Below are 13285 nucleotides of genomic sequence, written 5' to 3'. Positions count from 1 at the left end.
TCGTTGTTTTTGGTAGCGAGGTTACGACCTCGAATAGAGAAGAGAGAAAACATCCATAATCTTAGATGGATGTTTTTATTTTATCGAATATAACGTTCTCCCACGAGCAAGTTTGAAATGACGCCGGTTGGAATTGTAAACTCTGTAACGCCCATATAGCCGGGGGCGACTTCATATTCGTCAAATGAGATCACAAGTTTATGGTCTTCAGTAATGTAAAACGTCTGATCAGGAAGAATCGTTTTGAACGGTTCTGCATCTTCGTCAGTGAGCCAATATATTTTATTTGGATCTTCCTTCATTTGCTGTTTCATTTGTTCTTTGATGTTTTGACTGATGACTTTGATATAGCGCTCATCTTTGAATAAGCTTTTTAATGTAAGTAAAATATCATTCTTTTTGTCAATTGTAATATAACGGCTTTGTGTGTAGGAAGATGCTTGTGTTGTTTCAATATTGCGCCGGATAGAGAGTAAATCTGGCGTGTCTGTGACCGTCTCGTAATCACTGTAGATGCTGAGATGCCCTTTTTTGTTTTTGGATGTGGACTGTATAAACTCTTTATACAGCTGCTGGCTTTCTTTCAAGTATTTCTGGTTAATGCTGTTTTCAAGCTCTTTATTAGAAAGCCCGGACAAAGCAGGTGTTTTGACATCAATGCTTGATTGGTCTTTTTCCTCTTTGATTTCAATAAAGGTGATCGCTTTGACGATTTTGCCGATGACAGGGATCTTTGACATAGCCTGAGCGGCGTCCGGGTTGATATTAACAAGCGCAGTGAATAAAATAGCTGCAGCGATTGCTGCTGATGTCGGCCACATGACGATTCTTTTCTTTTTTGGTTCTTGCTGAAGGGCTTTTTCAACAATGATATCCAATTCTTTAGGAATCTGAACATTTTTATATTCTTCTCTTAATTGCTGTAATCTCTTATCCATTAAGAAAGATCCTCCTTCGTCAATTGAATGCGCATCAGCTTCAATGCTCTGTATAGGCGCGTTTTGACGGTATTCGTGTTTTCTCCTGTAATTTCCGCAATTTCTTCTAATTTGAGGTCTTCAAAAAAACGTAAAATAATAATGGTTTTATAGCGGTACGGCAATTCGTCAAGCGCTTCATGGAGATCAGTATCCTTGTAATGGTCTTCCTTTCCTTTGCTTAAAAATTCTATCGTTTCGTCGTCCATCACTCTTATCTTTTTTTGTTTGCGCAAAAAATCAATGGCTGTCCGTACTAAAATTTTATAAAACCAGCTTTTTATCGTCCCAGGGTTCCTGACCGTTTCAACTGAGCTCAGCGCTTTTTTTATAGATTCCTGAACAATATCTAATGCGTCATCTTGATTTTTCACATAACTGAAAGCCAACCTGTAGAAATCTTGCTTATGGTCAGTTATGCATGTGACAAGCAACGCTTTTGTTGTTTGTTTTTTCTTCATTGCAATAAAGGGCTCCTTTTTGAATATACGTATATCGTAGGCTGTTACCTAGGATAGACGCGGCAGGCTGAAAAATAGTTTGCGCAGAATCACATTTTTTTAAAAGAGAGAAGTAAATCAGCATGGGGGGTTTATGCATAAAAAAACAAGGCTTGTTTTGTACAAGCCTTGTTTTTGGGGTAAGAGATGCCAAACATTATTCCAAATAATGTTTTTTGAAATCTGAGTGAATAGAAAATTTACGGCGCAACTGGATGAGATTTTTCCCGAAGCTCTCTTCTAATAGCTCTCTATGCTTTTTCAGAATTTCCATGAGGTACAGATCATGAATGATCACTTCAGTAATAGGCATGACTAAACCTACATGCATCGTCCATGCAGCACGGCTGTCATTGCCAAGTGAGACAATGCCCGCTACTACTTCTGAATCATCTCCGCTATAGACAAGCCACCGTCCGTCATACTCTTCTGTAATTTCACTGCTCATATCATGAAGGTAAACATTGGAAAAATCAGATACGATGTCTCCGTACGCAATAATGGTGACAATAACGCCTTGTTCTGCCGCCTGTTTTAGCTCTGATTCTATCTCCTCAAAATCCTCTTTCCATATTTCTAAGAGGATTCTTTTTTTGGCGGATAAGATACAAGCCTTCACCTTTTCAAGAATTTCACTGCGGCCGGTGATATTCCAGATGTTTTCCCGGTCATTAGCAGTCTGCTCGAACTTTTCAAAATATTTCTCAGCCTGATCAAAATGCTCTTCCGCTTTGAGTCGGCGGTTTTTAATCAGTTCTTTTGCGGGGACAGGAACATACTGAGGCGTATTTCCATGACTGACAAAAACATCTCCCCTTATGACAAGGCTTTCCAAGACTTCATAAATTTTAGAACGGGGAACTCCGGATTTTTTGGCAACGGCATAGCCTGTTAAAGGTGATTCTTGCAATAATGCCAAATACGCTTTCGATTCATATTCTGTAAAATTGAGGTTTTTTAAAATGTCTAACATATTTTCTTTCATATATCCTCCAATATAAAGAGCAATCGCTGCCTTAGTAATCGCTATTTTAACAAACCATATTGATTTATTCCAAACGCATTGATACACTTTTATAAGTAGTTACTTTTGTAGTCACTATATGATTGAGGGGATTTTTAAAGGGGGAGAGAACAATGCACAGCTTACTCGCATACATACCGATCGCTGCCATGATGGTTATCATACCGGGGGCAGATACGATGCTTGTGATGAAAAATACGCTTAGGTATGGTCCGAAAGCCGGCCGTTATAACATTCTCGGATTGGCGACAGGACTTTCCTTTTGGACGGTGATTGCCATTTTAGGATTATCAGTGGTAATCGCAAAGTCAGTGATTCTTTTCACAACGATCAAATATTTGGGAGCGGCATACTTAATTTATTTAGGTGTAAAAAGTTTTTTTGCTAAAAGTATGTTTTCGTTAGATGACATGCAATCCCAAGCAAAAAATATGGCAAGTTCTCCGAAACGTTATTATAAAACTTCCTTTATGCAGGGATCACTCAGTAACATTCTCAATCCTAAAACTGTTTTGGTGTATGTTACAATCATGCCCCAATTTATCAATTTGAACGGAAATATAAACCAGCAGCTCATCATTTTAGCTTCAATCCTAACCTTATTAGCGGTGTTGTGGTTCCTGTTTCTTGTTTATATTATTGATTACGCAAAAAAATGGATGAAAAACTCGAAGTTCCAGAAAGTGTTTCAAAAAATTACCGGAATAATATTAGTAGGTTTCGGCATCAAAACTGGTTTGAGTTAACACTTAAATGAAGTGAATGAAATTTGAAACCAAAGTTTAATTTAGTGTTTGACACATATAAAAAGACAAGGGAGTGAGTATCCCTTGTCTTTTTTTTATTTCACCTTATGTCCTCTGCGGGTTTGCACCTTATACAAAATAATCAATAAAACAAACCAGACCGGGGTGACAAACAAAGCAATACGTGTATCATTCGCCAGTGCCAATATGACAAGAATGAACGCGAGAAATGCAAGTGTTAAATAGTTGGATAATGGGTAAAAAGGCATTTTAAATTTGTTTGCTTTCGCTTCATGCTGCCTTGTTTTTCGATATTTCAAATGGCAAATCACCGTGATGCCCCAAATAAAAATGAAGCATATTGTAGAAACACTTGTAATCAGTGTGAAGACTTGCTCAGGCATTAAATAATTCAGACTAACGCCAATCAGAATGGCGACGGATGAAAAGAACAGCGCATTGCTTGGCACGTTAGAAGAAGTTAATTTCTTTAATAGTCCAGGTGCGTGATGATCCTTTGCAAGTGAATAGACCATTCGGCTTGTGCTGAATAAAGCGCTATTTGCAGCTGACGCGGCTGATGTTAATACAACAAAATTGATCAAACTGGCAGCCACAACGATGCCTACTGCAGAGAAGACCTGAACAAATGGGCTTTCGTTTGGATTCAACACATTCCAAGGATAGATACACATAATCACGAAAAGTGCGCCAACATAAAAAAGTAAAATCCGGACAGGGATTTGATTGATGGCTTTAGGGATCACTTTTTGGGGATTTTCTGTTTCACCTGCTGTCAGTCCAACAAGTTCAATACCCACGAAAGCGAAGACGACCATTTGGAACGATAGGATAAACCCATGCCATCCATTTGGGAACATGCCGCCGTGGCTCCAAAGGTTGGTGAGGCTGGCAGGGCCGGAAGCTGCGGAAAAACCTTTCGCAATCAGGAGAATACCAGTTACGATCAGAGCCAGTATGGCAATGACTTTGATCAATGCAAACCAAAATTCTAATTCTCCGAAAAGTTTAACGGTGGCAAGGTTCATGATCAGCAGGATAATAAGCGCAAGAAGACCCGGCAGCCATTGAGGCACATCGGGAAGCCAATATTGCGTATAAATGCCGACCGCCGTTAAATCAGCCATCGCGAGGGAAATCCAACAGAACCAGTAGGTCCACCCAGTGATAAATGCTGCCATGTTTCCTAAATAGTCCCTTACAAAATCAACAAAAGAGTGGTATCCCGCATTTGATAAGAGCAGTTCTCCGAGCGAACGCATAATGAAAAAGCAAAATACGCCGGTGATCAAGTAAGCAAATAAAATGGATGGTCCTGCAAAATGGATGGATTTACCTGAACCTAAAAATAAACCTGTACCGATTGCACCTCCAATCGCCATTAATTGTATATGCCTGTTTTTAAGGCCTCTAGACAATTTCTGTTGCTGGCCAAAATTGTCTTTGCTAGAATTGCCTATCAATTTTATTTTCCTCCAGTAATAAAAAGATGAGTAAAGTTTTATCGGATATTATAACATTTAAAAGAATAGATACTTTTATTTTTAAATTTTAAAACTATTTTAAGTGCTGTTACATGTCTTGTGGCTCTATTTTCACTCGTGATTCTACCTGAATAGCAGAGTAAAACAGGAATGTCATTTGGACAATCTGACAGCCTAGTTTGAATAGGTAACGATTTGTATAATTGCATACCCACTATGATTGAGGCCGGCAGGGGGATCAAATCGATAGGATCGGAGATAAAGTTTTTAAGCTTACAGATTCCTTAACCTCCAATGTGGATTGCAAAAATGACGAAGTTTTGCAAATTGTAATACTGTGGCGGTCACATAGAGTGTCCGTCTTTTTAGTTGTGAACGAACTTAAGGGGTTATATTTGGGTAATTTGTCATGATCTATAAGATTCATTTTTTGTCATTGATTATTTTGACATCATTACATTCCCCGAGAATGATAAACTGTTTACTGATTATTACTTTTGAAGGGGACTGGCCCTCCAGAACTGAGCATCTATCATACTAATATGAGGTGCAAATGATTCAACATGTAAACATATACGCATAAAAGCCAGCTTTGTCAATCTGCTATAGAGACCTTTTTAAACGTGTAAATCTCAACGCGGACTATAAAGTTTCGAAATATTCTTGTTAATGGCTTATCTAATAAGGACAAAGGATGATAGACGTGAGAAGAATAGATAAAATATACCATCAGCTCAAGCATAATTTTCATGATTCAACCTTAGATCATCTTTTAAAAATACAAGGGAATTCAGCAAAGGAGATTGCCGAGCAGCTGAAAATGGAGCGGTCCAATGTCAGCTTTGAATTGAACAATCTCGTCCGGTCCAAAAAGGTCATCAAAATTAAAACATTTCCTGTAAGATACATCCCAGTCGAGATAGCAGAAAAATTATTCAACAAGAAATGGGATACAGAGATGATGGAAGTGAAAGACCTTCAGGCGTTTTCCGGAAATTCAAAGCAAAATCATCAACACATTTCCACGAATCCCCTAGAGCTTATGATAGGGGCAAAAGGGAGTTTGAAGAAAGCGATCTCCCAGGCAAAAGCAGCTGTCTTTTATCCGCCGAACGGTCTGCATATGCTCCTCCTAGGGCCGACTGGTTCCGGTAAATCCCTTTTTGCGAACCGAATTTACCAGTTTGCCATTTACTCTGACATATTGAAGGCCGGCGCACCATTTATTACATTTAACTGTGCAGACTACTACAACAACCCTCAATTATTGCTTTCTCAATTATTCGGACACAAAAAAGGTTCATTTACAGGTGCTGCCGAGGATAAGGCGGGTTTAGTCGAACAGGCCAATGGGGGCATTCTTTTTATGGATGAAATCCACCGTCTCCCTCCCGAGGGACAAGAAATGCTGTTTTATTTTATTGACAGCGGTTCTTATAACAGGCTTGGAGAATCTGAACATAAACGAACATCGAACGTATTGTTTATTTGTGCGACTACAGAAAATCCGAGTTCTGCACTATTGAAAACGTTTTTGCGAAGAATCCCAATGACCATTCATATTCCTTCGCTTGAAGAACGATCGCTTAATGAAAGAGTGGATCTGACGACGTTTTTATTAGGGAAAGAAGCAGAGCGAATTAAGAAGAATCTGAGTGTGCATATCGATGTCTATAATGCGCTTATTCACTCTGCGAAATTTGGGAATGTCGGACAGCTGAAATCAAATGTTCAGTTAGTTTGCGCACACGGATTTTTGCATAACCTTGACAGAAATGAAGTTATTGAACTGACTGTTCGCGATCTGCCTGATGAAATCAAGCAAGAATGGATGTCCAGCAGCAAAAACATGCAAAGAAGCAAAGCCATTTCTGAATATGTCAATATTACAACGATTATCTCTCCGATTGTAGAAGATGAAACAACAAAAATTGACGAAGACCTCTCATTTAACTTATATCATTTGATTGAGGAAAAAGTGAAAACGCTTATGAAAGAAGGTTTATCCAAAAAGGATATTAACCAGTACATCTTGACTGATGTCCATTTGCATGTCAGAAGTTTTTTTCATCATCAAGCTTTTCAAAAAGACAGCCTGCTGACATTCGTTGAAGATGACGTGATTCAAATGACAAAACAGTTAAAAGAAATAGCTGAACATGAGCTGGATTGCACATTTGACCGTAAGTTTATTTATTTCTTGAGTATGCATATTGACGCATTTTTAAAGCGAGGAAAGCAAATTGATGTTTTGAATACACAGGAGACGGATGAAATTCGTGATACCCATGTGAAAGAATATCGGGTGGCGATGATTTTTAAAGATAAAATTCAGGAATATTTTAAAGTGGCTATTCCTGAAATAGAAGTCATCTACTTAACGATGTTAATCCATTCCATCAAATCGTTAAAGGAGAACAAAAGAGTCGGTATCATCGTGGCTGCGCATGGAAACAGCACGGCGAGTTCGATGGTTGAAGTCGCGACAGAACTGCTAGGGAGCACGCCGATTGCAGCAGTCGATATGCCGCTTTCTGTTTCACCTTCGGACATTCTTGAATGCGTAGCAGAAAAAATGAAACAGGTTGATGAAGGTGAAGGTGTTTTAATGCTGGTAGACATGGGGTCGCTTGCAATGCTGGAAAGCAGGCTGGAGGAAAAGACAGGCATTTCCATTAAAACGATCAGCAATGTTACGACTTCAATGGTGCTGGATGCTGTCAGAAAGGTCAACTATTTGAATTTAAATTTGCATGCGATCTATCAATCGGTCACGAAGGATTTTATCGAGTTGTGGGAGCGTCAGCCAGCGGCACCCGGCAAAAAGAAGGCATTGGTATCCATCTGCACCACGGGCAGCGGGACGGCGAAAAAGCTGGAAGACATTCTAACCACGATTGTAAACAAGGCCTCCGATACACCGATTCACATATTGACCGTATCATCGATTAAGCTGGCCAACAGCATAAAAGAAATCGAAAAAGAGTATGAAATCCTTGCGACAGTCGGAACGAAAGACCCTAAAATCAATGCTCCGCATGTATCTTTAGAAGTGTTAATTGAAGGGGAGGGAGAGAAGCTGATTCAACAGGCGATTACAAAAGGAAGCATCCCCTTGAGCAATGGATTGAACGAAGCAAATATGATTGTCAGGGAGCTTTGCGAGGATAGCCTGAAAAAATACCTTGTCTTCTTGAATCCCCACCATGTGATCGACATGTTATTGGAGTGGCTGCAAACCGTTCAAGATGAGCTGGGGGTCATTTTCAATAATGCGGTTTTGATCAAAGTCATTATGCACACGGCTTTCGCCTTTGAAAGGGTAATTAAGCAGAATCCGATCGCTTTCTCAGAGGAAGAAGAGATCAATGATCAGCTGAAGGAAATGGTGTACGTGACAGAGCGAACATTAGCCCCTTATGAAGAAAAGCTCGGACTTCGCATAAGTGATGATGAAAAATTATTTATAGCCGCCATATTTGCTGAAGAAGTGCATGGCCAGCTGTTTTAAAAACAGTTTTTTCATATGAACCTGTATTAAATGGAACACCATTTTAATACAGGTTTATTTTTTTCGTTTTAAGTGTTTCAACAACAAATTGCTATTGGCTGAAATAACAATGAAAACGCTTAACACAACTGTGTTGGCACGATCCTTGCATTATATATGGATGTACAAAACAGGAAAGGAGCAATAGATATGATTTCAGTTATTATCAGCGGTCATGGAGATTTTCCCATAGCATTAAAAGAGTCTTCAGGGATGATATTCGGTGAAGAAAATAACCTGATTGCAGTGCCGTTTTTTAAAGGGGAAGGAATACAAACGCTGCAAGAAAAATATCATCAGGCGCTCAAGGATATCCCGGAAGAACATGAAGTGCTTTTTTTAGTCGATATTTTTGGAGGGACGCCATATAACGCGGCAGCTTCCTTTATTGCTGAGGATCAAAGAATGGATATGGCAGCCGGCGTAAACCTGCCGATTCTGCTGGAGGTATTAAGCCTGAGAGAACATCTGGCTCTCAAAGATTTGCTGAACAACTTAAAAGCAATGAGTCAGCAAAGCTTTCAAGTGTGCAGTGAACATTTAGAAAAAGTAAAAACAGCCAATCAAGATACAAGAGAGGATGAATTATGATGAACATTGTGTTAGCAAGAATTGATGACCGCTTTATTCACGGCCAAATCCTGACAAGGTGGATAAAAGTCCATGCAGCCGACCGAATCATCGTTGTCTCCGACGATATTGCTCAGGACGAAATGAGAAAAACGCTGATCCTTTCTGTTGCGCCTTCAAATGTAAAGGCGAGTGCCGTCTCGGTTTCTAAAATGGCAAAAGCATTTCATAGTCCGCGCTACGAAGGGGTAACGGCAATGCTCTTGTTTGAAAATCCGTCCGATATTGTATCTCTTATAGAAGCAGGTGTACCGATCAAAACCGTAAACGTCGGGGGAATGCGTTTTGAAAATCATCGCAGGCAAATCACAAAATCAGTCAGTGTCACAGAACAAGATATAAAGGCATTTGAAACATTAAGTGACAAGGGCGTGAAACTGGAATTGAGGCAGCTGCCTTCAGATGCCAGTGAGGATTTTGTACAGATTTTACGGAACGTAACAAAATAATCAAGGGGATGAGAATATGTCTTCATTACAAATTATTTTGTTGTTAATCATTGCAGCAATCACCGGAATCGCAAGTGTATTGGATGAAGGGCAGACACACCGGCCGCTAGTGGCCTGTACGTTGGTTGGCTTGGTGCTCGGGGACTTAAAAACGGGAATTATTCTTGGAGGCACACTGGAGCTGATGGCGCTCGGCTGGATGAACGTCGGGCTTGCCATGGCACCTGATACAGCGATCGCCTCTGTCATCTCAACCATTTTAGTTATTACCGCTGATCAAGGAATTGGCGAAGGGATTGCTGTCGCTGTTGCTTTAGCAGCTGCGGGTCAGGCGCTGACGATTTTTGTTCGGACGATCACTGTCTTTTTCATCCACCGCGCTGATCAATATGCAAAAGCGGGAAATATAAAAGGAATTGAAATTATGCATATTACCGCGATGGTGTTTCAAGCTTTGCGCGTCATGATTCCTACATTGATTGTTGCTTTAATTAGTGTCAGCGCTGTTCAGGCGTTCCTGGGAAATATTCCTGATGTCATTACAAAAGGACTGCAAATAGGCGGAGGCATTATTGTGGTTGTCGGGTATGCCATGGTGATCAATATGATGAATATTCCTTATTTAAAGCCATTTTTCTATATTGGTTTCTTATTAGCGGCGTTTACCGATTTTAACTTAGTGGGATTTGGAGCCCTTGGTCTCTGTCTGGCGCTTTTATACCAGCAGGTGATGCAAAAACAAAGCGCTCACGGAGCAGTCGCGGCCGCATCAGACAGTGGCAGTGTTGCTGTTTATGATGACGATGATGATGATCTTGATGCCTAAACGATGAGGGGGAAGAAAAAATGGAGAAAGAAAAACGATTAACGAAGAAAGAAATTTTCAGCATGTTTATTCGTTCAAATTTTTTACTCGGTTCCTTTAACTTCGAACGTGTGCAGGCAATGGGATATTGTTATGTCATGATACCGGCGATCAAAAAATTGTACGGTCCCGGAGCGAAAAGAAACGAAGCCTTACAGCGGCATTTGGAATGGTTTAATACACATCCGTGGCTGACAGCGCCTATATTTGGCGTGACGGCAGCCATGGAAGAAGAAATGGCGAACAATAAAGGAATTGACGGAAAAGCGATAAGCGGAATGAAAATCGGTTTGATGGGACCAATAGCGGGCGTAGGCGATCCAATTTTTTGGGGAACGATTCGTCCTGTCTTAGCTGCGCTAGGAGCCTCCCTTGCTTTAGGAGGAAACATTGCCGGTCCTTTGCTATTCTTTTTCTTGCTGAATGCCATAAGATTAAGCACAAAATATTACGGATTAAAGTATGGCTATGTGAAAGGAATGGAGATTCTTCAGGATTTAGCGGGGAATCGCATTCAAAAGCTTACAGAGGGCGCTTCGATTCTCGGGTTATTTGTTATGGGGGCTCTCGTGTCCAAATGGACCACCATCAACATTCCAATCGTTGTATCCAGGATTAAGGATGAAAGCGGAAAAGTAGATGTTCAAACGGTACAAAACGTGCTAGATAGCATTATGCCGGGGGCGCTGCCTCTCGGATTAACGTTATTGGTGGCATGGATGCTTCGCAAAGGGGTGAATCCACTTCTCATTATTTGCGGCATCTTTGTCATCGGGATTCTCGGGTATTGGGCTGGATTCTTAGCATAAGGTGTGTGAAGGAAAGAGAGAGAAACTGCAGCAGTCTTTTCATATATAAATCATTCGGATAACAGTGAAACAGAGGAGAATTGCCAGAAACGGACCAGCTTGCGCAGCAGTCTCTCTTGAAAGTGTTCAAACATGAAGAGAGGAGCGAAGGAACAAATGAAAAAGAGACTGATTCAAGTCATGATCATGTTCACCCTGCTGTTGACTATGGCATTTTCGGCAGATGCAGCCGATTCAAGCTACTATGATGAGGATTACCGTCCTCAATATCACTTCACACCGGAGGCAAACTGGATGAATGACCCAAACGGAATGGTATATTATGCTGGGGAATATCACTTGTTCTATCAATACCATCCATACGGGCTTCAGTGGGGGCCCATGCATTGGGGGCATGCCGTCAGCAAAGATTTGGTTACATGGGAACACCTTCCTGTTGCGCTGTATCCGGATGAAAAAGGCACGATCTTTTCTGGAAGCGCAGTTGTAGATAAAAATAACACAAGCGGTTTTCAAACAGGCAAAGAGAAGCCGCTTGTGGCCATTTATACACAGGATCGGGAAGGCCATCAAGTGCAAAGTATTGCCTATAGCAACGACAAAGGAAGAACATGGACGAAGTACGCTGGCAACCCTGTCATTCCAAACCCGGGTAAAAAAGATTTTCGCGATCCAAAAGTCTTTTGGTATGAGAAAGAAAAAAAGTGGGTGATGGTGCTTGCGGCCGGTGACCGAATCCTCATTTATACATCAAAAAATCTGAAGCAGTGGACGTATGCAAGTGAATTTGGACAGGATCAAGGAAGCCACGGGGGAGTATGGGAATGCCCGGATTTATTTGAGCTTCCGGTAGACGGCAATCCGAATCAAAAGAAATGGGTCATGCAGGTCAGTGTCGGAAACGGAGCGGTCTCGGGAGGATCAGGCATGCAATATTTTGTAGGGGACTTTGATGGAACTCATTTTAAAAATGAAAACCCGCCAAACAAAGTTCTCTGGACGGATTACGGCAGAGACTTTTATGCGGCTGTATCCTGGTCTGATATTCCATCCACAGACAGCCGCCGGCTATGGTTAGGGTGGATGAGCAATTGGCAATATGCGAATGATGTTCCGACATCCCCATGGAGAAGTGCAACGTCCATTCCAAGAGAGTTAAAATTGAAAGCGTTTACCGAAGGGGTTAGAGTGGTCCAAACACCGGTGAAAGAGCTGGAAACCATTCGCGGAACCTCTAAGAAGTGGCAGAATCTGACCATATCGCCTGCAAGTCATAATGTGTTAGCGGGGCAATCTGGAGATGCCTATGAAATAAATGCAGAATTTAAAGTAAGCCCTGGTTCAGCTGCTGAATTTGGTTTTAAGGTCCGAACAGGTGAAAATCAATTTACGAAGGTCGGCTATGACCGAAGGAACGCCAAATTGTTCGTTGACCGGAGCGAGTCAGGCAACGACACCTTTAATCCGGCCTTTAACACCGGAAAAGAAACAGCCCCGTTGAAGCCGGTAAATGGGAAGGTTAAGTTGCGCATTTTTGTTGACCGCTCCTCGGTTGAAGTATTTGGGAATGACGGAAAGCAGGTCATAACGGATATTATTCTCCCAGACCGATCAAGCAAAGGGCTTGAATTATATGCTGCAAATGGCGGTGTAAAGGTAAAATCTTTAACGATACACCCTTTAAAAAAGGTATGGGGAACGACACCTTTTATGTCCAATATGACTGGCTGGACGACTGTAAATGGCACGTGGGCAGACACAATTGAGGGGAAACAAGGGAGGTCGGACGGCGATTCCTTTATCTTGTCTTCAGCATCCGGGTCAGACTTCACTTATGAATCTGATATCACCATTAAGGATGGAAACGGAAGAGGGGCAGGAGCACTAATGTTTCGCTCTGACAAAGATGCCAAAAACGGTTACCTTGCCAATGTGGATGCGAAGCATGACCTAGTGAAATTCTTTAAATTTGAGAACGGTGCTGCTTCTGTCATTGCTGAATACAAAACACCGATAGACGTTAATAAAAAGTATCATCTGAAAACAGAGGCCGAGGGCGATCGCTTTAAAATCTATTTAGATGATCGTCTTGTGATTGATGCACATGATTCCGTATTTTCAGAAGGCCAATTTGGCTTGAATGTGTGGGACGCGACTGCTGTCTTTCAGAATGTAACGAAGGAGTCTTAATTTTAAAAAAGGCACAGACCCGAACAGTCTGTGCCTTCTT

At 41.2% G+C, this 13285-nt stretch carries 12 protein-coding genes and 1 pseudogene; 8 read left to right on the top strand and 5 right to left on the bottom strand.

Going from position 1 to position 13285, the window contains the following annotated elements:
• Window positions 1–80: 80 nt before the first annotated feature.
• The 3 genes from rsiV to bslm_RS13040 all read right to left on the bottom strand — a co-directional run bounded on the left by rsiV (window position 81) and on the right by bslm_RS13040 (window position 2462).
• Window positions 81–938: an anti-sigma-V factor RsiV gene (rsiV, locus tag bslm_RS13050; RefSeq protein ID WP_003229823.1), complete on the bottom strand. Its 858-nt coding sequence runs from the start codon at window positions 936–938 to the stop codon at window positions 81–83.
• Window positions 938–1438 (bottom strand): RNA polymerase sigma factor SigV, encoded by a 501-nt coding sequence (gene sigV / locus bslm_RS13045; protein WP_015251591.1) that lies wholly within the window; start codon window positions 1436–1438, stop codon window positions 938–940. Before sigV ends, rsiV begins: the two co-directional genes overlap by 1 nt.
• Before the next feature lie 196 nt (window positions 1439–1634).
• Window positions 1635–2462, bottom strand: a complete 828-nt coding sequence (locus bslm_RS13040) for a TrmB family transcriptional regulator (protein ID WP_029727150.1) — start codon at window positions 2460–2462, stop codon at window positions 1635–1637.
• A 152-nt stretch (window positions 2463–2614) separates the two neighbouring features.
• Here bslm_RS13040 and bslm_RS13035 point away from each other — a divergent pair, with 152 nt between their 5' ends.
• Window positions 2615–3247: a LysE family transporter gene (locus bslm_RS13035; RefSeq protein ID WP_003229828.1), complete on the top strand. Its 633-nt coding sequence runs from the start codon at window positions 2615–2617 to the stop codon at window positions 3245–3247.
• Between the two features lie 95 nt (window positions 3248–3342).
• Here the strand turns inward: bslm_RS13035 and bslm_RS13030 are convergent, their stop codons facing one another.
• Together bslm_RS13030 and bslm_RS21400 are read right to left on the bottom strand one after the other, a co-directional pair.
• Window positions 3343–4731 carry an amino acid permease gene (locus bslm_RS13030; RefSeq protein WP_029727151.1) on the bottom strand — a complete coding sequence of 463 codons (1389 nt, stop codon included), beginning with the start codon at window positions 4729–4731 and terminating at the stop codon, window positions 3343–3345.
• Window positions 4732–4769: 38 nt separating this feature from the next.
• A pseudogene (locus bslm_RS21400) lies at window positions 4770–4909 on the bottom strand (hypothetical protein).
• Window positions 4910–5455: 546 nt separating this feature from the next.
• Here bslm_RS21400 and levR point away from each other — a divergent pair.
• From levR to sacC, 7 genes are all read left to right on the top strand, one after another.
• Window positions 5456–8263: a transcriptional regulator LevR gene (levR, locus tag bslm_RS13025; protein WP_046381219.1), complete on the top strand. Its 2808-nt coding sequence runs from the start codon at window positions 5456–5458 to the stop codon at window positions 8261–8263.
• A 189-nt stretch (window positions 8264–8452) separates the two neighbouring features.
• Window positions 8453–8893 carry a PTS fructose transporter subunit IIA gene (gene levD / locus bslm_RS13020; RefSeq protein WP_003246144.1) on the top strand — a complete coding sequence of 147 codons (441 nt, stop codon included), beginning with the start codon at window positions 8453–8455 and terminating at the stop codon, window positions 8891–8893.
• On the top strand, window positions 8893–9381 hold the full coding sequence (gene levE / locus bslm_RS13015) for a PTS fructose transporter subunit IIB (protein ID WP_004399158.1): 489 nt from the start codon (window positions 8893–8895) through the stop codon (window positions 9379–9381). The genes levD and levE overlap by 1 nt, the downstream gene beginning before the upstream one ends.
• Before the next feature lie 16 nt (window positions 9382–9397).
• Window positions 9398–10207: a PTS fructose transporter subunit IIC gene (levF, locus tag bslm_RS13010; RefSeq protein WP_003229833.1), complete on the top strand. Its 810-nt coding sequence runs from the start codon at window positions 9398–9400 to the stop codon at window positions 10205–10207.
• Between the two features lie 20 nt (window positions 10208–10227).
• Complete coding sequence (gene levG, locus bslm_RS13005; protein WP_003229834.1) at window positions 10228–11055, top strand: PTS fructose transporter subunit IID; 828 nt, start codon at window positions 10228–10230, stop codon at window positions 11053–11055.
• Window positions 11056–11135: 80 nt separating this feature from the next.
• Window positions 11136–11303 carry a hypothetical protein gene (locus bslm_RS21700; protein WP_119123072.1) on the top strand — a complete coding sequence of 56 codons (168 nt, stop codon included), beginning with the start codon at window positions 11136–11138 and terminating at the stop codon, window positions 11301–11303.
• Window positions 11236–13245, top strand: coding sequence for a levanase (gene sacC / locus bslm_RS13000; RefSeq protein WP_238985319.1), 2010 nt, complete (start codon window positions 11236–11238; stop codon window positions 13243–13245). Before bslm_RS21700 ends, sacC begins: the two co-directional genes overlap by 68 nt.
• Window positions 13246–13285: the final 40 nt, after the last annotated feature.

The organism is Bacillus sp. LM 4-2, assembly GCF_000978495.1.
GTDB classification, from domain to species: Bacteria; Bacillota; Bacilli; order Bacillales; family Bacillaceae; genus Bacillus; species Bacillus subtilis.
This window is presented reverse-complemented; position numbering and strand designations above follow the sequence as displayed.